Source organism: Streptomyces sp. NBC_00083 (assembly GCF_026343295.1).
Taxonomy (GTDB): domain Bacteria; phylum Actinomycetota; class Actinomycetes; order Streptomycetales; family Streptomycetaceae; genus Streptomyces.
Genome location: NZ_JAPELY010000003.1, coordinates 672612 through 692559, shown reverse-complemented (window position 1 = coordinate 692559; position 19948 = coordinate 672612). Strand labels below are relative to the sequence as shown.

The window sequence follows — 19948 nt, the reverse complement described above, 5'->3', positions numbered from 1 at the left end:
GGGGCCCCCGCCCGGCGACGGACCGGGCCGGGGCCCCGTCGGAGGCGGTCAGTGGCCTCCCGGGACCGGTTCCAGGACGAACACGGGGATCTCGCGGTCCGTCTTCTTCTGGTAGTCCGCGTACTCGGCGTAGGCCTCGACGGCGCGCTCCCACCACAGGGCCTTCTCCTCGCCCGTCACCTCACGGGCCTTCATGTCCTGGCGCTCGGTGCCGTCCTGGAGCTCGACCCGGGGGTCGGCGACGACGTTGTAGTACCAGACGGGGTGCTTCGGCGCGCCGCCCATCGAGGCGACCACCGCGTACCGGCCGTCGTGCTCGACCCGCATCAGGGGCGTTTTGCGGATCTTGCCGCTCTTGGCGCCGCGCGTCGTGAGCATGATGACGGGCATGCCGCGCATCGTCATCCCTTCCCGGCCGCCTGATCGCTCGATGGCCTCGACCTGCTCGCGCGCCCGCTGGCTGGTGCTCGGCTCGTACTCGCCGTCGAGAGGCATGGTGGGGTCCTTTCGTCAGTGACTTGCGGGCCGGCCCGCCTTCGGCCGGCTTCCGGACAACGCCGGTGGCTCTCTCCATCTTCCCCTCGGGGGGCGTCCGCGCCCCGCAAGGCACCGCCGTACGGGGCAGGAAGGCCGGATCCGGACGCTTGTTCGTGCGGGGGTGCGGGCAGCAGGACCGGGTGCCCCGTTCCACGTCGGACGATCTCCCGCAGACTCCCCCGAGGACGTGCCCGTGATGGCGACTCCGCCCATCTCCTCCCCCGGCCCCCAGCAGCAGCGAACCGCTCCGCGACACGCCCGTTCGGCCTGGTCCGGAGTGCTCATCGGCGTGGGCATCGCGGCCTTCGTCGACGAGACGGTCTTCCATCAACTGCTGCACTGGCACCACTTCTACGACCGCTCGACACCGGACATCGGCCTGGTCTCGGACGGCCTCTTCCATGCCTTCGGCTGGTTCGCCGTCGTCATCGGGCTGTTCATGGTCGGCGATCTGCGCCGGCGCGCGGCCCTCGCCGGCCGTGTGCTCGCCGGAGGCGTCCTGCTCGGCGCAGGAGGGTTCCAGCTGTACGACGGCACCGTCCAGCACAAGCTGATGGGGCTGCACCAGATCAGGTACCACGTCGACCTCACCCCGTACGACCTCACCTGGAACATCCTCGCCGTGCTGTTCCTGGCAGCCGGCGCTTTCCTGCTGCGCACCGCTCGGCGCGTCAACTCGCCCTCATGAACGCCGAATTGACAGGGCATCAGCATCTCGCCGGACAGCCGGGCACGCTCGCGCTGCTCGTGGCGGGGATCGCGCTGACCGGCGGAGTGGCCCAGCTGCTCGCGGCGGCCCGGCTCCGGCGCCGCGGGGACCGCTGGCCGTACGCCCGGGACGTCTGCTGCGCAGCCGGCGCCGCGGCGTTGACGGCGGGGGCGCTCGCCACACCTCCCGGTGGGCCGTTCACGGCCCATATGACGCAGCACCTGGTCACCGGGATGGCGGCCCCGCTGCTCCTCGCCCTGGGCCGCCCGGTCACCCTCGTCCTGCGCTCCCTGCCGCCACCGTCCCACCGCCGTCTCCTCGCCGTGCTGCGCTCGCGGCCGGCCGCCGTGCTCGCGCACCCGGTGACGGCGGCGCTCCTCGACGTGGGCGGCCTGTGGCTCCTGTACCGCACCCCGCTGTTCGCCGCCGCACACGAGCGGCCCTGGCTCTCCGCCCTGGTCCACGTCCATGTCTTCACGGCCGGGCTGCTGCTCTCGGTCGCACTCTGCGCGCTCGATCCGCCGGCGCGCCGCCACGGGACGGCCCTGAAGGCCGCCGTACTCGTCGGCGCGGGCGGCGCGCACTCCGTCCTCGCCAAGACCCTCTACGCCGCTCCCCCGCCCGGCACCCGCTTCGCGCCGGGCGATCTCGCGGCCGGCGCCGAGGTCATGTACTACGGCGGCGACCTGGTCGAGATCGCTCTCGCGGTCGCCGTCGCGCTCCACTGGTACACGGCCGGCGGCCGCCGCCTCGCCCGGGAGAGGCGGCGGGCGGCGGCGCCGCCCGCATCAGCCCCGTACGGTCAGTGAGGCCGTGTGCGAACGGACCTGCTCCGGCGTCAGATAGGCGTCGGTGTACTCGAAGTCCTTCAGCGTGGCGGGCTTCTGCGCCTGGAAGCCGGTGCGGACGAAGTCGTCGCCGGCGATCGCGTTGAGCATCCAGTTGGTGAGCACCCGGGTCTTGGCGACGTTGGTGCGCAGCGCCGACCAGTGGTAGCCGCGCGCCACCGCCTGGGCGGGCATGCCGCGCAGTTCGATGCCGAGCGGCTTGGAGACGGCGTCACGGCCGCCGAGGTCGACGACCAGGCCGAGGTCCTTGTGCACGTAGGGCCGCAGCGGCTCGTTGCGCAGCGCGGCCACGATGTTGTCGGCGACCTTGGGTCCCTGGCGCATCGCGTGCTGTGCGGTGGGCGGGCAGAAGGCGCCCTCGCCCTTGGCGAGGTCAGGCACGGCGGCGGCGTCGCCGAGCGCGAACACGTTGTCCAGGCCCGGCACGGTCATCTCGGGCGTGACGAGGAGGCGGCCCCGTTCGGTCTCGGCCTCCAGGGTGGCGACGAGGGGGCTCGCGGCGACACCCGCCGTCCAGATGAGGGTGCGGCAGGGCAGGACGCGGCCGTCGGTGAAGGTGACCTTGTCCGCGCCGGCCTCGGCGATGGAGACGCCGAGCGACACCTCGATGCCGCGCTTCTGGAGGATCTCCATGGCCGCCCTGCCCAGCTTGTCGCCCAGTTCGGGCATGAGCTTGGGGGCGATGTCGATGAGGTGCCACTTGATCTGCCGCGGGTCGAGCCGCGGGTACCGCTTGAGCGCGTTGGCGGTGATCCGCTGGAGGCAGGCCGCGGTCTCCGTCCCGGCGTAGCCGCCGCCGACGACGACGAAGCACAGCCGTGAGGCGCGCTCGTCCTCGTCGTCGCTCGCGTCGGCGAGGTCGAGCTGGGAGATGACGTGGTCGCGGATGTACGCGGCCTCCGCGAGCGTCTTCATCCCGCGGGCGTGCTCGACGAGGCCGGGGATGTCGAAGGTGCGGGTCACGCTGCCGGGGGCCATGACGAGGTAGTCGTACGGCTGGTCGAGTGTCTCGCCGGTGATCTTGCGGATGACGCAGATCTTCGCCTTGGGGTCCACACCGATCGCGCCGCCCGGAATGATGCGGGTGCGGTGCTTGGCGCTGCGGCGCAGGGACACGGCGACCGACTGCGGGGTCAGCACCCCGGCCGCGACCTGCGGCAGCAGGGGCAGATACAGCTGGTAGGAGAACGGCGTGACCAGGGAGATCTCCGCTTCTCCCGGGGTGAGGCGGCGTTCCAGGCGCCGTACGCATTCGACCCCGGCGAAGCCGGCGCCTACGACGAGAATCCTCGGTCGTGCCACGGTGTGCGTCCTTTCCCTGGGACCTGCGAACGGGGCGAGTACTGAGCCGTCACTGCCCGAGTGCCCCCGACCGGCGTTCGTCAACACCTCCATAGTGATCAACGCAGCACCGCCGCACCACCGAATGCCCCGGCCCGGGAACGCGAAACGGCGCCATCGCGCCGGATGGGGACCCGGGGCGGATGGCGCCGTTCGTGTGGTGCGGGTGGCCGGCCGGCGCGGTACGCGGGGGTGGGTGCGCCGGCCGGCGCTCGGCGTGCGTCAGGCCTCGACGGTGCCGGACTCGCTGATGACGACGTCCTGTCGCAGGGCGCCGCTGCGGGTGCCGAGGGACTCGATCTTCTTCACGAGGTCCTCGCCCTCGACGACCTCGCCGAAGACGACGTGCTTGCCGTCGAGCCAGGGCGTGACGACGGTCGTCACGAAGAACTGGGAGCCGTTGGTGCCCGGTCCGCGGTTGGCCATCGAGAGCAGGAACGGCCGGTCGTGCTTGAGGGAGAAGTTCTCGTCGGCGAAGGTGGCGCCGAAGATGCTCTTGCCGCCGGTGCCGTCGCCGTGGGTGAAGTCGCCGCCCTGGAGCATGAAGTCGGGGATGACGCGGTGGAAGGAGGAGCCTGCGTAGCCATAGCCGTTCTGGCCGGTGGACAGCTCGCGGAAGTTGCGGGCCGTCTCCGGGACGACGTCGTCGAAGAGCCGGAAGACGATGCGGCCGGCCTTCTCGCCGCCGATGGTGATGTCGAAATAGACGTTCTGCATGGCCCCATCCTGACATCCGCCGCCCCGCGACCCCATCCCGGCTCTCCCGACGCTCCCGCCGCCCCGGCGAAACGGCCCCGGGGCGCGGTGGCGGACCTCAGGGGAAGAGCAGCGACGTGATCCGGTCGGAAGCGGTCTTCGCGGCCTTCTTGGGGTCGGCTCCGCCCAGCACGGCCGTCATGTACGGCTTGATGGGGTTGTCCGCCTCGACGGCCGCCCACTGCGGCGAGTTGGGGGTGGCGCGGCCCTGGGCGGCGCCCTTGGCCATGGCCGCGGTGCCCTCCTGGCCCTCGACCGCGCGGGCCAGCGTGGACTTGTTGGGTACGTAGTTCATGGTCATGGCCAGATCGGTCTGCCACTTCTCACCGGTCAGCGCCTCGACGACCTGGACGGCCTGGGTACGGTGGCCGGTCTTGCGCGGGATGATCAGGTCGGAGCCGCCGGTGAAGACGGAGCCGGGTCTCGCGTCGGTGGGCCCGGGGATCGGGAAGTAGCCCAGCTTTCCGGCGAGAGCGGGGTTCGCCTTCTGGATGGCCTTCGCGGCGCCGGGCACCGCGATCATCTGGGCGACCTCGCCCCGCGCGAAGACGCCGGCCTGCGGCGGGGTCTCCTCGTCGGCGTCGCGCGGTCCCCTGCCGAGCGCCTGGAGCTGCTTGTAGAACTGCATGCCGCGCAGCGCGGCCGGGCTGTCGAGGGCACCCTTCCAGTCGCCGGTGTCCTCCTGCGCGAGTTCGCCGCCCTCGTCCCAGACGAACCCCGCGAGCGTGTACCAGTCCTGGCCCGCGAGGTAAATCCCCTGATTCCGGCCGGAGTTGAGCTTCGCGGTGTCGGCGAGCCACTCCGCCCGGTTCTTCGGCGGCTTGGTGATCCCGGCGGACGCGAAGAGGTCCTTGTTGTAGAGGACGACGCGGTTGGCCGCGTACCAGGGGATGCCGTACTGCATGCCGTCGACGTTGCCGGGCTGGGCGAGGCCGGGGAGCCAGTCGCTGCTGCCCCAGTCGCGCAGCGACTCCAGGGTCATGTCGAGCAGGCCGCCGCTCGCCGCGTACTGGGGGACCTGGGTGTTGCCGACCTCGATGACGTCCGGCACGTCGCCGCCGCCCTCCAGAGCGGCCGTGATCTTCTGGCCGATCCCGGTCCACTCCTGGATGCGGACGTCGAGTTCGACGCCGTCGTGCTTCTTCTCGAAGTCCTTCGTGAAGCGCTGCACGAAGTCGTCGGACGCACTGTCCTTCATGAGCCACACGGTGACCTTGGTGGTCTTCTGGCCGAACCCCGGCAGCGCGCCGCAGCCGCTGAGGGCGCAGACCGAGACGAGGGCCAGGGAGCAGGCGAGGGTACGGCGGATCTTCACGAAAGGTCACCTTCTGCGTGTGGGCAAGCAGGCATGGCCCGACGTGGGGGAAGCGCGGTGGCTTGTTCGGGTGCGCATCGTGAGTTTGGTATGGACCAATGAGGTGGTCAAGCCCCGGCGGGACCGAACTTTTCCGGCCACCCCGGGGCGACCGGGCGCGGTCGGGGCGGGTCCGGAGCGGCCGGGGGCGGGCCGCGCGCGAGGCGCTGTCTCGCGGAGTGCGGCCGAGTGGGGCACCGTGGAGGAACGCGACGAGAGGAGAGCACCTCCATGTCCAACCACACGTACCGCGTCAGCGAGATCGTCGGCACCTCCCACGAGGGCGTGGACCAGGCCATCCGCAATGGAGTCACCCGCGCGTCACAGACCTTGCGCAACCTGGACTGGTTCGAGGTGACACAGGTGCGCGGCCACATCGAGAACGGCGTGATCGAGCACTACCAGGTGGGCCTCAAGGTCGGGTTCCGGCTGGACGACGACGCGGAGGTCTGACGCCGGGCGCGCCGAACGGACGGGCCCACGCCGGCCGCCGTACGGAGATGCCCGGCCCGCATGGCCCAACGGGGACGAATCGCTCGGCTCCGGCCAAGTCTCACCCTGGACCTCAGCCTCAGGCCCGGCTCCTCACCTCCGGCCTGCCCGGGGCCCGCTCCCGCCCGCCCGGGTGGGGGCGGTCACGGCGCCGCACCCCGTGGTGCGGGCAGGACGGCCGCCTCCCGTCCGGGGCCCGCGGCTCAGGTACGGCCCTCGCGCTCCTGCGCGTTCTTCATGGCCTCGCTCGCGCCGGTCCACCGGGCCCGTACGACGCGGAAGCCCGCCCGCTCGGCGGCGTCGCACACCAGCTCGTCGTCGTCGACCAGCATGCGGATCTCTCGGCCGCGTGCCAGCTTGCGCAGGATCTCCAGCTTGGTGAGGCGGGCCGGGCGCCGGTCGTCGTTGCGGCGCATGTGCACGGTGCCGTCCGGCAGCCCCTGGGCGGCGAGCCACGCCAGGGTGTCGTCCCGGCACCGCTCGGGGCGCCCGGTGAGGTAGACGACCTCGCACTCCTGCGCCGACTCGCGGCACAGCGTCACCCCCTCGGACAGCGGCGGGTCCGCGGGCGCCGCCGCGAAGAAGGCGTCCCAGTCGCGAGGTTTGCCGTCGAGGAAGCGCTGGCGGTGGGAGCTGTCGGCTAGGGTGCCGTCCAGGTCGAAGACGGCCAGGGGCCGGGTTCTGTCGATCACGTTCCTCAGGCTAGGGCCCGGCGCGCGGGCGACGTGGACCGGGCTTGGCCGGCCCGGTCGGCGGCGTTGCGGGAATCCTGGGGCGGCGCGTGTGTTGAACCCTGTGTGAGCTCACTGATCGCGACGACCCCCTTCTCCGTACTCGACCGCTCGCGCGTCCGTACCGGCCATGACGGACCGCAGGCGCTGCGGGACACCGTCGCCTTCGCACGCGAGGCCGAGCGGCTCGGCTACCACCGCTTCTGGGTCTCCGAGCACCATTCGGTGCCCGGGGTCGCCGGTTCCGCGCCCGCCGTGCTCGCCGCAGCCGTCGCGTCGGCCACCTCGACGATCCGGGTCGGCACCGGTGGCGTGATGCTCCCCAACCACCAACCCCTCGTCGTGGCCGAGCAGTTCGGGGTCCTCGAGGCGCTCTTTCCCGGGCGGATCGACATGGGGCTCGGCCGCTCGGTGGGGTTCACCGACGGGATCCGCAAGGCGCTGGGCCGGGGCAAGGAGGACGCCGACGACTTCGGCGCGCAGCTGGCCGAACTGCTCGGCTACTTCGACGGAAGCCAGCGGGCCCACCCCCAGGTCCACGCGCATCCGGCGGAGGGGCTCACGGTGCCGGCCTTCGTACTGGCCACGGGCAAGGGCGCCCGTGTCGCGGCGGAGGCCGGGCTTCCGCTGGTCATCGCCCAAGTGCGCGGCGAGGAGGCCATGCTGAGGGCCATCGAGGACTACCGCGAGGCGTTCCGCCCGTCCGCGCAGGGCGAGCGCCCGTACGTCGTGGTGTCCGGCACGGTCGCGGTGGCGGACACGAGGGAGGCCGCGCGCCGGATGCTGCTTCCGGAGGCGTGGTCGACGGCGTTCTCCCGCACGCGGGGGGCGTTCCCGCCGCTCGTCCCGCCGGACGAGGTGCCGGCCCGGACCATGACCGACCGCGAGCGCACGCTGTTCGACGAGGCGCTGAGCGGCCAGATGTACGGGACGGAGGATGAGGTGGCCGAGGCGCTGGAGAAGCTTCTCGACCGCAGCGGGGCGGACGAGTTCCTCGTCACGACGAGTACGTACGATCGCGGGGCGTTGCTCGACTCGTACGGCAGGCTGGCGCGGCTGGCAGGAGCCTGACGAATCGCACGCCGCAACCGGCGCCAGGAGCGGCCCCTTGGAGCCCGGCCGCGGACCGTGCGTGGCTGGTCGCGCGGTTCCCCGCGCCCCTGGGTGAGCTGGCCCCTGGCAGGGTGCTCAGTCGAGGCGATCTCGGCCCGTCCGGCGATTGAGGACGCGGGCAGAGCCACCCGTAGGATTCCGGTATGCAAAGCCCCTCTGACCCGTTCGTCCGTGTCCGTGGCGCCCGGGAGCACAATCTGCGCGCGGTGGACGTCGACATCCCGCGCGACTGCCTCGCGGTGTTCACCGGTGTCTCCGGGTCGGGCAAATCCTCGCTCGCGTTCGGCACGATCTATGCCGAGGCGCAGCGCCGGTACTTCGAGTCGGTCGCGCCCTACGCCCGCCGGCTGATCCACCAGGTGGGCGCGCCGGACGTCGGCGAGATCTCGGGGCTGCCCCCGGCCGTCTCCCTGGAGCAGCGGCGCTCGGCACCCTCCTCGCGCTCCTCGGTCGGCACGGTGACCACGCTCTCCAACTCGCTGCGGATGCTGTTCTCCCGGGCCGGCGACTACCCGCCCGGCGCCGAGCGGCTCGACTCGGACTCGTTCTCCCCCAACACGGCCGTCGGCGCCTGTCCCGAGTGCCAGGGCCTCGGCCGCGTCCACCGCACGAGCGAGGCGCTGCTCGTCCCCGATCCCTCGCTGTCGATCCGCGAGGGCGCGATCGCCGCGTGGCCGGGGGCCTGGCAGGGCAAGAACCTGCGTGACGTGCTCGACGCGCTCGGGTACGACGTGGACCGGCCCTGGCGGGAGCTCGCCCAGCAGGACCGGGACTGGATCCTGTTCACCGACGAACAGCCGGTCGTCACAGTGCACCCGGTGCGGGACGCCGACCGCATCCAACGCCCTTACCAGGGAACGTACTTCAGCGCGCGGCGCTATGTGATGAAGACGTTCGCGGAGAGCAAGAGCCAGACCCTGCGGACGAAGGCGGAACGCTTCCTGACCGCGGCGGACTGCCCGGTGTGCGGCGGCGCCCGGCTGCGTCCCGAGGCGCTCGCCGTCACCTTCGCGGGCCGCACCATCGCCGACCTGGTGGCGCTCCCGCTCACCGCGCTGGCCGAGCTGCTGCGCTCGGCGGAGGGCGGCCCGACCGCCGCCGCCGTCACCGGTGACCTCCTCTCCCGCATCGGCCCGGTCGTCGAACTCGGCCTCGGCTACCTGAGCCTGGACCGCACCGCGCCCACGCTCTCGGCGGGCGAACTGCAACGCCTGCGGCTCGCCACGCAGTTGCGCTCCGGGCTCTTCGGCGTGGTGTACGTCCTGGACGAGCCGTCGGCGGGGCTGCACCCGGCCGACACGGAGGCGCTGCTCACGGTCCTCGACCGGCTGAAGGCCGCGGGCAATTCGGTGTTCGTGGTCGAGCACCACCTTGATGTGATGCGGAACGCGGACTGGCTGGTCGACGTGGGCCCGTTGGCCGGCGAGCACGGCGGCCGGGTCCTGCACAGCGGACCGCCGGCCGAGCTGGCCCACGTTGCGGGGTCGGCGACGCGGCGCTATCTCTTCGACCGCGCCCCGGCGCCACGCCGCACCGTCCGGGAGCCGCGCGCCTGGCTGGAGCTGACCGGCGTGACCCGGCACAATCTGCGCGGTGTCGACGCGGCCTTCCCGCTGGGGGCGTTCACCGCGGTGACCGGGGTGTCGGGCTCGGGGAAGTCGACGCTGGTGGACGCGATCCACGAGCAACTCCCGGGCGTAGGGCGCCTGGTGAGGGTCGATCAGAAGCCGATCGGCCGCACACCGCGCTCCAATCTGGCGACGTACACCGGCCTGTTCGACGTCGTACGCAAACTCTTCGCGGAGACCGACGAGGCGAAGGCCCGTGGTTACAAGGCGGGCCGGTTCTCGTTCAATGTGAGGGGCGGGCGCTGCGAGACCTGCCAGGGCGAAGGGTTCGTGTCGGTGGAGCTGCTGTTCCTGCCGAGCACGTACGCGCCGTGCCCGGACTGCCAGGGCGCGCGCTACAACCCCGAGACGCTGGAGGTCACCCACCGGGGACGCACCATCGCGGGGGTGCTCGACCTGACGGTGGAGGCGGCGGCCGAGTTCTTCGCCGACACCCCCGCCGCGGCGCGGAGCCTGACCACCCTGCTCGACGTCGGGCTCGGCTACCTGCGCCTGGGCCAGCCCGCGACGGAACTCTCCGGCGGCGAGGCCCAACGCATCAAGCTGGCAACGGAGTTGCAGCGCACCCACCGCGACCACACGCTGTACGTCCTGGACGAGCCGACCACGGGCCTGCACCCGGCGGACGTCGAGATCCTGCTGCGCCAACTCCACGGCCTGGTGGACGCGGGCCACTCGGTGATCGTCGTCGAGCACGACATGACGGTGGTGGCGGGCGCGGACTGGATGCTGGACCTGGGCCCGGGAGGCGGCGACGAGGGCGGCCACATCGTGGCCTGCGGCCCCCCGGCAAAGGTAGCCACCACACCCCAGAGCCGCACCGCACCGTACCTGGCGCGGGCGCTGGCCTGACGTTCCCACCCCGGCGGCGCGGGGGGCGGGGTGCCGTCGACGCCGCCTCGCCGTAGGGGAACTCGACGTGCGACGGCGCGGCGTACGCCCCTATGTGCCTGCCCCGTAAGCGAGTTGAGCCAACAGCAAAGCGCGCGGAATTAATTGGCCTAGACCCTTGACCGGTTGCTGGTCCAGACCAATCATGGGGCGTCCGCACCCTTCTCTCACCCCGTCGGAGAGCCCCGATGAGACGCCCGAGATCCGTTCGCGCCCTGCTCGCCACGCTCAGTACCGTCGCCGCGTCCGCCGGCCTGGTCATCGGGGCCGGCGGTGCGGCGCATGCCGCGACTCCGCTGCCTGCCCACATCTTCGCGCCGTACTTCGAGGCGTACTCCTCCGACAGCCCCGCCGATCTGGCGCAGAAGTCGGGCGCCAAGTACCTGACCATGGCGTTCGTGCAGGCCGAGGCGAAGGGGTCGTGCACCCCGTACTGGAACGGCTCGACCGACCAGCCGATCTCCTCGTCCGTGTTCGGCGCCGACATCACCACCATCCGCTCGCGCGGCGGCGACGTCATCCCCTCGTTCGGCGGCTATGCGGCCGACAACGGCGGCACCGAGATCGCCGACAGCTGCACCAGCGTCGACTCCATCGCCGCCGCGTACGAGAAGGTCATCACCACCTACGACCTGTCGCGGCTCGACATGGACATCGAGGACAACTCGCTGACCAACAAGGCCGGCGTCGACCGCCGCAACCAGGCGATCAAGAAGGTGCAGGACTGGGCGGCGGCCAACGGGCGCTCGGTGCAGTTCTCCTACACCCTGCCGACCACAACGAGCGGTCTCGCCGACAGCGGGCTCGCGGTGCTCAAGAGCGCGGTCAAGTACGGCGCGAAGGTCGACGTCGTCAACATCATGACCTTCGACTACTACGACGGCGCCACGCACAACATGGCGAACGACACCCAGACCGCGGCCACCGGACTCCACGACCAGCTGGCCTCCCTCTACCCGGGCACCTCGTCCGCCCAGCTGTGGGGCATGGTCGGCGTCACCGAGATGCCGGGCATCGACGACTACGGGCCGGCCGAGACGTTCACCACCGCCGACGCGACCGCCGTCTACAACTGGGCCGTCTCCAAGGGCATCAACACGCTGTCCTTCTGGGCGCTCCAGCGCGACAACGGCGGCTGCCCCGGCACCGGCGGCTCGGACACCTGCTCCGGCATCGCCCAGGACACCTGGTACTTCAGCCACACCTTCGAGCCCTTCACCGGGGGCGGCGGCCCCGTCCAGGACGACTTCTCGGTGGGCGTCACCCCCGGCTCGGCCTCGGTCGCGCCCGGCGGCTCCACCACCGCCACGGTGAGCACCGCCGTCACCTCGGGCAACGCCAAGTCCCTCGCCCTGACCGCCACCGGCGCCCCCGCCGGTGTCACCGCGACGCTCAGCCCCGGCTCCGTCACCGCGGGCGGCTCGGCACAGCTCACCGTCGCCGCGTCCGCCTCGGCCGCGCCCGGCACGTACCCGATCACCGTCACCGGTACGGCCGGCACGCTCACCCACTCCGCCACCTTCACGCTCACCGTGTCCGGCCCCGGCGGCCAGACCGGCGCGCTCGTCAACGGCGGCTTCGAGAGCGGCTCGCTCACCCCGTGGACCTGCGACAGCGGCGCCGCCGTGGTGTCGAGCCCGGTGCACGGCGGCTCGCACGCGCTGAAGACCGCGCCCACCGCCGGCCAGACCGGTGAGTGCGCGCAGACACTCACCCTCGCCCCCAACACCAAGTACACGCTCAGTGGTTGGGTGCAGGGCAGCTACGCCTACCTCGGCGTGCGGGGCGGCGCCACCGGCAGCACCTGGACCAACTCCAGCGGCTGGACCCAGCTGACCGTGCCGTTCACCACCGGCGCCTCGGGCACCGTCACCGTCTACCTGCACGGCTGGTACGGCCAGGGCGCGGTGTACGGGGACGATCTGTCCGTCGCCTAGACACAGCAACTGGCCTAACAAGCAGGTCGGTTGATCAGGCGGGCGCGTCCTTGGGAGTCACCAGGGGCGCGCCCCGCGGCGTCAGCGGCCCACCTTCTTCGCCTTCCTCGTCGCGCGCAGCCACTCCTTGTTCATGGCCGCGATCGAGGGGAGCGGGATGCCCTTGGGGCAGGCCGTCGCGCACTCCCCCGTCAGGGTGCAGCCGCCGAAGCCCTCGGCGTCCATCTGGCCCACCATGTCCAGGACCCGCGTCTCGCGTTCGGGGGCGCCCTGCGGCAGCACGTTCAGATGGTTGATCTTCGCCGAGGTGAACAGCATCGCCGAACCGTTGGGGCAGGCCGCCACGCAGGCGCCGCAGCCGATGCACTCGGCGTGTTCGAAGGCGAAGTCGGCGTCGGGCTTGGGCACCGGGGTGGCGTGGGCCTCGGGGGCGGCGCCCGTCGGCACGCTGATGTATCCGCCGGCCTGGATGATCCGGTCGAAAGCCGAGCGGTCCACCACGAGGTCCTTGACGACCGGGAAGGCCGAGGCGCGCCACGGCTCGACGTCGATGGTGTCACCGTCGTCGAACGAGCGCATGTGGAGCTGGCAGGCGGTGGTCTGCTCGGGGCCGTGGGCATCGCCGTTGATGACGAGCGAACACGCCCCGCAGATGCCCTCGCGGCAGTCGTGGTCGAAGGCGACCGGCTCCTCGCCCTTGAGGATGAGGTCCTCGTTGAGCGTGTCGAGCATTTCCAGGAACGACATGTCGGACGAGATGTCGTCGACGTCGTAAGTGGCCATGCTTCCGGTCGAGTCGGCGTTCTTCTGGCGCCAGACGCGCAGGGTGAGCTTCATGCGTAGCTCCGCTGGGTGGGGTGGACGTACTCGAAGACGAGGTCTTCCTTGTGCAGGACGGGCGGGGCGCCGGTGCCGGTGAACTCCCAGGCGGCGGCGTACGAGAACTCCTCGTCGCGGCGTTCGGCCTCGCCTTGGGGGGTCTGGGACTCCTCGCGGAAGTGGCCGCCGCAGGACTCGGCGCGGTGCAGGGCGTCGAGGCACATGAGTTCGGCGAGTTCCAGGTAGTCGACGATCCGGTTGGCCTTCTCCAGGGACTGGTTGAACTCCTCGCCGCTGCCCGGCACCTTGATCCGGCGCCAGAACTCCTCGCGGATCTGCGGGAGCCGGTCGAGCGCCTTGCGCAGGCCCGACTCGGTGCGGGCCATCCCGCAGTACTCCCACAGGAGTTCGCCGATCTCGCGGTGGAAGGAGTCGGGCGTGCGGTCGCCGTCCACCGCGAGGAGCAGGTGCAGACGGTCCTCGGTCTCGGCCACGGCTTCGGCGACCGCCGGGTGCGCGTCGGTGACGGGCTCCTGGTGCGGGGTGCGCGCGAGGTAGTCGTTGATGGTCGCGGGCAGCACGAAGTAGCCGTCGGCGAGGCCCTGCATCAGGGCGGAGGCGCCGAGCCGGTTGGCGCCGTGGTCGGAGAAGTTCGCCTCGCCGATCGCGAACAGGCCCGGCACGGTGGTCTGGAGGTCGTAGTCGACCCACAGCCCGCCCATCGTGTAGTGCACGGCCGGGTAGATCCGCATGGGCGTCTCGTACGGGTCCTCGGCGGTGATCCGCGCGTACATGTCGAAGAGGTTGCCGTACTTCGCCTCGACGGCGGCTCGCCCCATCCGTGCGATGGCGTCGGCGAAGTCGAGGTAGACGCCCTGGCCGCCGGGGCCGACGCCGCGCCCCTCGTCGCAGACGTTCTTCGCGGCGCGCGAGGCGATGTCGCGCGGCACCAGGTTGCCGAAGGCGGGGTAGACGCGCTCCAGGTAGTAGTCGCGCTCGTCCTCGGGGATCTCGGCCGCCGGGCGGGTGTCGCCCTGGGCCTTGGGCACCCAGATCCGGCCGTCGTTGCGCAGCGATTCGCTCATCAGGGTGAGCTTGGACTGGTGCTCGCCGGTGCGCGGGATGCAGGTCGGGTGGATCTGTGTGAAGCAGGGGTTGGCGAAGAGGGCGCCTCGGCGGTGCGCCCGCCAGATCGCGGTCGCGTTGGAGTTCATGGCGTTGGTGGAGAGGTAGAAGACGTTTCCGTAGCCGCCGCCGGCGAGGACCACGGCGTCCGCGAAGTAGGTGTCGATCTTTCCGGTGACGAGGTCGCGCGCGACGATGCCGCGCGCCCTGCCGTCCACCACGATCAGGTCGAGCATCTCGGTACGGGCGTGCAACTCCACGTTCCCGGCCGCGATTTGGCGGGACAGTGCCTGGTAGGCGCCGAGCAGGAGCTGCTGGCCCGTCTGGCCGCGGGCGTAGAAGGTGCGCGAGACCTGGACGCCGCCGAAGGAGCGGGTGTCGAGGAGGCCGCCGTACTCGCGGGCGAACGGCACGCCCTGGGCCACGCACTGGTCGATGATCTCGACGGAGATCTGCGCGAGGCGGTGGACGTTGGACTCGCGGGCCCGGAAGTCGCCGCCCTTGACGGTGTCGTAGAACAGACGGTGGATGGAGTCGCCGTCGTTGCGGTAGTTCTTCGCGGCGTTGATGCCGCCCTGCGCGGCGATGGAGTGGGCGCGGCGCGGCGAGTCCTGGAAGCAGAACTGGACGACGTGGTAGCCCTGTTCGGCGAGGGTGGCGCCGGCCGAGCCGCCCGCGAGGCCGGTGCCTACCACGATGACGGTGTGTTTGCGGCGGTTGGCCGGGTTGACGAGTTTGGCTTCGAAGCGGCGGGTGTCCCAGCGCTCGGCGACCGGGCCCTGCGGCGCGCGGTTGTCGACGACCGGGTCGCCCTGCGTGTAGTCGGTGTAGGAGGTCATGTCAGCTCACCACTCCGGTCATGACGGCGACGGGTACGGAGACGAATCCGGCGAAGAGCAGCACGGCGAGGACGTTGGCGAGGGCCTTGAGGACCCGGTCGCGGGTGGCGTTGCCGACGCCGAGGGTCTGGGCGGCGCTCCAGAACCCGTGCTGTACGTGGAGGGCGAGCGCGGCCATCGCCACGATGTAGATGGTGTTGCCGTACCAGGTGGAGAAGGTGTCCACGACGTTCTGGTAGGGGTGGCCCGGCCGGAAGCCGGCGTGCACGGTGCCGGTCGTCAGGTCCAGGATGTGCCAGACGATGAACAGCGCGAGGATGATGCCGCCCCAGCGCATGGTGCGGGTCGCGTAGCTCGACCGGGCCCGCCGGTGGACGTAGCGGCTGGGGCGGGCGCGGATGTCGCGGCGGCTCAGCTGGTACGCGGCGACGGCGTGCCCGACGACCGCGGCCACCAGGACCACGCGGATGAGCCACAACGCCCACTCGTAGTGCAGGAAGGGCTCTCCGATGGTGCGCAGCCAGTGGGCGTAGGAGTCGAACTGACCGGCCCCGAAGAAGATCTTCAAGTTGCCCATCATGTGCACGACCAGGTAGGACAGCATGATCAGACCGCTCACGGCCATGATCGTCTTCTTGCCGACGGTCGAGTCCCAGAGGGTGCGCGGCAGGGACGGCCGTTTGTCCGTCCGCTTGTCGGTGCGCGTTGCCAGAGCCATGTCATTGACGCTAGAGGCGAACGACCCAAGAGGTCCAAGACATGGTTCGGCTCATCTCCATAGAGATGCCCTATCGTAGGGGGATGCAGTTCCAGCAGCTCCTCTACTTCGTGGCAGTCGCGGAGACCCGGCACTTCACCCGGGCCGCCGAGCGCGTGCACGTCTCGCAGCCCTCGCTCTCCCAGCAGATCAAGGCGCTGGAGAACGAGCTGGGCGCCGAGCTGTTCAGCCGCGCCCGGGGCAACATCGCGCTCACCGACGCCGGTGAGGCCCTGCTCCCGCTGGCCCGGCGCATCCTGGCGGACGCGGACACCGCCCGCATCGAGGTCCAGGAGCTGGCCCAGCTGCGGCGCGGCCGGGTGCGGCTGGGGGCCACCCCCAGTCTCTGCACGGGCCTGCTCCCCGATGTGCTGCGCGCCTTCCACGACCGCCATCCCGGCATCCAGCTCCTCATCGAGGAGGGCGGCTCGCACGATCTCGTACGCGAACTGGCGCGCGGCGCCCTGGACTTGGCGCTCATCGTGCTGCCGCTGCCGGCCGGCTCCCCGGCCCTCACCACGATCGAGCTGCTCCAGGAGGACCTGGTGGTGGTCTCCTCGCCGGGCGAGACGGCGCCGGGCTCCGGTGGCGCGGTGCGGATCGGCGAGCTGCGCGACGCCCCCCTGGTGATGTTCCGGCACGGCTACGACCTGCGGGAGCTGACCGTGGCGGCGTGCCGGGCCGAGGGGTTCGAGCCCGCGTTCACCGTGGAGGGCGGCGAGATGGACGCGGTGCTCGGCTTCGTACGCGCCGGGCTCGGGGTGGCCGTGGTGCCGAGCATGGTGGCGGCGCGGGCCAAGGACCTGCGGGTCACCCCGCTCGCCCGCCCCGGTCTGCGCCGCGCCATCGCGCTGGCCCACCGCAGCGACGTGGACCCGCCGCGCGCGGCACGGGAGTTGCAGCGGGTGCTGCTCAGCATCGGGACGGGGCGACGCGCGGACGGCTGAGCCGCCCCGCGGGCGGGGGCGGGGCGACGGTCTCGGCACGAGCCGTGCCTCCGCCCGTCCCGCGAGCGGAGGCCGGAGGCCTCGGCCCCGGCCCCCGCGCCGTCAGGTCACACCGCGTCCACGAGGGCCAGCGAGTGGATCCGGTCCGGCGCCCCGGGCCGGGCGTAGTACCAGCCCTGTGCGGTGTCGCAGCCCAGCTCCTTCAGCTGCTCGGCCTGGGCGCCCGTCTCCACGCCCTCCACGGTCACCGCGAGCGACAGGCTGTGCGCCAGCGAGACGATCCCCTCGACGATCTTGATGTCCACGGGGTCGGCGGGCAGTTGCTGCATGGACTGGGTGAAGGACCGGTCCAGCTTGAGCACGCTCACCGGAAGACGGCGCAGGTTGGCGAGGTTGGAGTAGCCCGTGCCGAAGTCGTCCAGGGCTATGTCGACCCCCATGTCGGCGAGCTGCCGCAGCGGCTTGAGCAGGTCGTCGTCGGCGCCGATGAGCGCGGACTCGGTGACCTCCAGGCAGAGGGCGCCCGGGGTGAGCCCGGTGCGCTCCAGCATCTCGACGGTGTCGGCGACCAGACCGGGATGGTAGAGCTGGGTCGGCGACAGGTTGACGTTGATCCGCAGCGGGCCGCCGTCGGTGGCGCCGGGGTGGGCCAGCTGCCAGGCGCGGGCCTGGCGTACGGACTCCTGCATCACCCAGCGGCCGAGCGGCACGATGAGCCCGGTGTGCTCGGCGAGCGGGATGAACCGGTCGGGGCCGAGCACGCCGTGCTGCGGGTGCGACCAGCGCACCAGCGCCTCGGCGCCGTGCACACTGCCGTCGCCGAGGTGCACGAGCGGCTGGTACTCGATGAAGAACTCACCGCGCTCCAGGGCCGCGGGCAGCGCGTTGGTCAGGCCGTGCCGGGTGATCGCACGGGCGTCGGCCTCGGCGTCGGCGAACTCGAAGCGGTTGCCGCCGGCCGACTTGGCCCGGTACATCGTGATGTCGGCGCTGCGCAGCACCTCGGCGGCGCTGCGCTCCCCCGCGGGCCCCTCGACGACGCCGATCGAGCCGCGCACCGTCAGCTCGCGGCCCTCGATGCGGATCGGGGTGGCCAGCGTGTTCAGGATGCGCGAGGCCAGTTCGTCCGCCTCGAACTCGGTGTCCGGGCCCGTGGTCAGCGCCACGAACTCGTCGCCGCCGAGCCGGGCCACCATCTCGCCGGGGCCGGTGGCGCAGCTCTGCAGCCGGTCGGCGACCTCCACCAGGAGCCGGTCGCCCGCGGAGTGGCCGAGGCTGTCGTTGACCGCCTTGAAGCCGTCGAGGTCCAGGTAGCACAGGCCGAAACGCTTGCCGTCGCCCGGCGCGAGCGCCTTTTCCAGCCGCTCGAAGAACAGCGTGCGGTTGGGCAGTCCGGTGAGCGCGTCGTGGGTGGCCTCGTACCGCAGCCGCAGATTGAGCAGCCGGCGCTCGGTGGTGTCCTCCATCAGCGCGAGCTGGTACTTCGGATTGCCCTCGGCGTCGCGCAGCAGCGAGACGGTGAGGTTGGTCCACAGGACGGTGCCGTCGCCGCGGTAGTAGGGCTTCTCGACGCGGTAGTGGTCGCGCTCGCCCCGGACCAGTTCTCCGTACAGCCGCCAGACGTGCGGGGCGTCCTCGGGGTGCACCCACTCGCTGACGTTGCGGCTGCGGATCTGGCCCTCTATGCCGCCGAACATCCGGGTGAGGGTCTCGTTGACCTCGAGGACCCGGCCTTCCAGATCGGCGATGCCGATGCCGATCGCGGCGCCCTCGAAGACGGCGCGGAAGCGCGTCTCCGTGGCGTGCAGGGCCTCCAGGGCCGCGCTCCGCGCCGACATCGCGGAGCGGGCGATGGCCTCCTGCTCGGACCGGGTGCGCTCGCGCAGGGCACCGGCGAAGCCGGCCGCGAGGGCGTGCTGGAGCCGGGCGCAGCGCGCATGCGCCTCCTCGACGGAGATCTCGTCGCCCGCGCCGCAGTACAGGACGAGGTAGGACTCGACCACGCCGAGACTGCGGCTGAGCGCGTCCGGGTCGGTGCAGTGCGCCGCGACCAGGGCGGCGCCCGCCTCCTGCGCCGGCGACGGGTCGAAGTGCCGCCCGTGCAGGGCCTGGATGAGGCGGCGGGCCAGCGGCACCAGGTGCTGCTCGAACTCGGGCCGGGTCAGCGAGGTCGCCGTCACCGGGAAGATCGCCCGGCTCCATATCGTCGCGAACCGTCTGAGCCGGTCTTCGGGGCTGTCCGGCGCGAGGTCCGGAGCGGGCGCCCGGGGCGGGGTGCTCACGCCTTGCGCCCCACGCCGGCGAAGCCGGAGAAGGCGTACGGATCTTCCTGGTCGGTGTCGTTCTCGGGCCGCCACAGCGGCATCGACACCAGTCCGGGCTCGACGATGGTGAACCCGTCGAAGAACCGGGCGACCTCCTCGCGGGCGCGCATCACCAGCGGATTCTTGATGGTGCGGTAGACGCCCACGGTGCCGCCGGCCTCTTCCTCGGTGAGCGGGATGCCTTCGTAGGAGGCGTGGGTGAGCACGAGGAGGCTGCCCGGGGCGAGCGCGTCGCGCAGCTCGGCGACGGCCGCGCGGGGGTCGTCCTGGTCCTCGATGAAGTGCAGCACGGCGACCAGGAGGAGCGCCACCGGCCGTGACAGGTCGAGGAGTTGGGACTGTTCGGCGGCGCTCAGAATGTCCTGCGGCTTGCGCAGGTCGGCCGCCGCGATCGCGGCGTGTTCGTTGCCTTCGAGAACGGCACGGCTGTGGGCGACGGCGACCGGATCGTGGTCGACGTACAGCACGCGCGCCTCGGGGCTGGCCGCCTGGGCGACTTCGTGAACATTTCCGAAAGTCGGGATTCCGGATCCGATGTCCAGGAATTGCGTGACGCCCTCACCCACGGCGAATCGCACGGCCCGGCGCATGAAAGCACGGTTGGCCTGCATGACCTTGGGCAGTCCCGGCATGAACCGCATGGCCTCGCGGGCCGCTTCCCGGTCCACCTCGAAGTTGTGCGAACCGCCCAGGTAGTAGTCGTATATGCGGGACACGCTCGGCACCGAGATGTCGATGCCCTGGGGGGCCCAGGCGGGACGCTCCATCAATGTCTCCAACAAGTCGCCGCAGGAGGCCAT

General features: G+C 71.6%; 17 protein-coding genes. 7 read left to right on the top strand and 10 right to left on the bottom strand.

The window, feature by feature from the left end:
* Positions 1 to 48 precede the first annotated feature (48 nt).
* Positions 49 to 495, bottom strand: coding sequence for a nitroreductase family deazaflavin-dependent oxidoreductase (locus OOJ98_RS27000; RefSeq protein WP_267057630.1), 447 nt, complete (start codon positions 493 to 495; stop codon positions 49 to 51).
* Positions 496 to 733: 238 nt separating this feature from the next.
* On the opposite strand from OOJ98_RS27000, the gene OOJ98_RS26995 reads away from it, so the two are divergent.
* The gene (locus OOJ98_RS26995; RefSeq protein WP_267057629.1) at positions 734 to 1225 is read left to right on the top strand and encodes a DUF2243 domain-containing protein; all 492 of its coding nucleotides are present in this window, start codon (positions 734 to 736) and stop codon (positions 1223 to 1225) included.
* A complete protein-coding gene (locus tag OOJ98_RS26990; protein WP_267057628.1) occupies positions 1222 to 2055 on the top strand; it encodes a cytochrome c oxidase assembly protein in 834 nt (277 codons plus the stop codon). Before OOJ98_RS26995 ends, OOJ98_RS26990 begins: the two co-directional genes overlap by 4 nt.
* On the opposite strand, the gene OOJ98_RS26985 is transcribed toward OOJ98_RS26990, so the two are convergent.
* From OOJ98_RS26985 to OOJ98_RS26975, 3 genes are all read right to left on the bottom strand, one after another.
* Positions 2035 to 3396, bottom strand: coding sequence for an NAD(P)/FAD-dependent oxidoreductase (locus OOJ98_RS26985; protein ID WP_267057627.1), 1362 nt, complete (start codon positions 3394 to 3396; stop codon positions 2035 to 2037). The two genes, OOJ98_RS26990 and OOJ98_RS26985, sit on opposite strands and share 21 nt — an antisense overlap.
* Before the next feature lie 261 nt (positions 3397 to 3657).
* Complete coding sequence (locus tag OOJ98_RS26980) at positions 3658 to 4152, bottom strand: peptidylprolyl isomerase (protein ID WP_267057626.1); 495 nt, start codon at positions 4150 to 4152, stop codon at positions 3658 to 3660.
* A 97-nt stretch (positions 4153 to 4249) separates the two neighbouring features.
* Positions 4250 to 5500 (bottom strand): extracellular solute-binding protein, encoded by a 1251-nt coding sequence (locus OOJ98_RS26975; protein ID WP_267058260.1) that lies wholly within the window; start codon positions 5498 to 5500, stop codon positions 4250 to 4252.
* 276 nt (positions 5501 to 5776) lie between these two features.
* Here OOJ98_RS26975 and OOJ98_RS26970 point away from each other — a divergent pair, with 276 nt between their 5' ends.
* On the top strand, positions 5777 to 5998 hold the full coding sequence (locus OOJ98_RS26970) for a dodecin (protein ID WP_267057625.1): 222 nt from the start codon (positions 5777 to 5779) through the stop codon (positions 5996 to 5998).
* Positions 5999 to 6240: 242 nt separating this feature from the next.
* Here the strand turns inward: OOJ98_RS26970 and OOJ98_RS26965 are convergent, their stop codons facing one another.
* Positions 6241 to 6729 carry a hypothetical protein gene (locus tag OOJ98_RS26965; RefSeq protein WP_267057624.1) on the bottom strand — a complete coding sequence of 163 codons (489 nt, stop codon included), beginning with the start codon at positions 6727 to 6729 and terminating at the stop codon, positions 6241 to 6243.
* Between the two features lie 105 nt (positions 6730 to 6834).
* On the opposite strand from OOJ98_RS26965, the gene OOJ98_RS26960 reads away from it, so the two are divergent.
* The 3 genes from OOJ98_RS26960 (at position 6835) to OOJ98_RS26950 (ending at position 12337) form a co-directional block, all read left to right on the top strand.
* Positions 6835 to 7839 carry an LLM class flavin-dependent oxidoreductase gene (locus OOJ98_RS26960; protein WP_267057623.1) on the top strand — a complete coding sequence of 335 codons (1005 nt, stop codon included), beginning with the start codon at positions 6835 to 6837 and terminating at the stop codon, positions 7837 to 7839.
* 185 nt (positions 7840 to 8024) lie between these two features.
* On the top strand, positions 8025 to 10361 hold the full coding sequence (locus OOJ98_RS26955; RefSeq protein ID WP_267057622.1) for an excinuclease ABC subunit UvrA: 2337 nt from the start codon (positions 8025 to 8027) through the stop codon (positions 10359 to 10361).
* Positions 10362 to 10588: 227 nt separating this feature from the next.
* Positions 10589 to 12337 (top strand): carbohydrate binding domain-containing protein, encoded by a 1749-nt coding sequence (locus tag OOJ98_RS26950; protein WP_267057621.1) that lies wholly within the window; start codon positions 10589 to 10591, stop codon positions 12335 to 12337.
* Between the two features lie 81 nt (positions 12338 to 12418).
* On the opposite strand, the gene OOJ98_RS26945 is transcribed toward OOJ98_RS26950, so the two are convergent.
* The 3 genes from OOJ98_RS26945 to OOJ98_RS26935 are packed head-to-tail and all read right to left on the bottom strand — an operon-like array spanning position 12419 to position 15838.
* Positions 12419 to 13174 carry a succinate dehydrogenase/fumarate reductase iron-sulfur subunit gene (locus OOJ98_RS26945; protein WP_267057620.1) on the bottom strand — a complete coding sequence of 252 codons (756 nt, stop codon included), beginning with the start codon at positions 13172 to 13174 and terminating at the stop codon, positions 12419 to 12421.
* On the bottom strand, positions 13171 to 15120 hold the full coding sequence (locus tag OOJ98_RS26940; RefSeq protein ID WP_267057619.1) for a fumarate reductase/succinate dehydrogenase flavoprotein subunit: 1950 nt from the start codon (positions 15118 to 15120) through the stop codon (positions 13171 to 13173). Before OOJ98_RS26940 ends, OOJ98_RS26945 begins: the two co-directional genes overlap by 4 nt.
* Position 15121: 1 nt before the next feature.
* The gene (locus tag OOJ98_RS26935; protein WP_267057618.1) at positions 15122 to 15838 is read right to left on the bottom strand and encodes a succinate dehydrogenase; all 717 of its coding nucleotides are present in this window, start codon (positions 15836 to 15838) and stop codon (positions 15122 to 15124) included.
* 83 nt (positions 15839 to 15921) lie between these two features.
* Between OOJ98_RS26935 and OOJ98_RS26930 the strand changes: the two genes are divergently transcribed.
* On the top strand, positions 15922 to 16824 hold the full coding sequence (locus OOJ98_RS26930; protein WP_267057617.1) for a LysR family transcriptional regulator: 903 nt from the start codon (positions 15922 to 15924) through the stop codon (positions 16822 to 16824).
* 107 nt (positions 16825 to 16931) lie between these two features.
* Here OOJ98_RS26930 and OOJ98_RS26925 read toward each other — a convergent pair whose 3' ends face one another.
* Positions 16932 to 19106 (bottom strand): bifunctional diguanylate cyclase/phosphodiesterase, encoded by a 2175-nt coding sequence (locus tag OOJ98_RS26925; RefSeq protein WP_267057616.1) that lies wholly within the window; start codon positions 19104 to 19106, stop codon positions 16932 to 16934.
* Positions 19103 to 19915 carry an SAM-dependent methyltransferase gene (locus tag OOJ98_RS26920; protein WP_267057615.1) on the bottom strand — a complete coding sequence of 271 codons (813 nt, stop codon included), beginning with the start codon at positions 19913 to 19915 and terminating at the stop codon, positions 19103 to 19105. Before OOJ98_RS26920 ends, OOJ98_RS26925 begins: the two co-directional genes overlap by 4 nt.
* Positions 19916 to 19948: the final 33 nt, after the last annotated feature.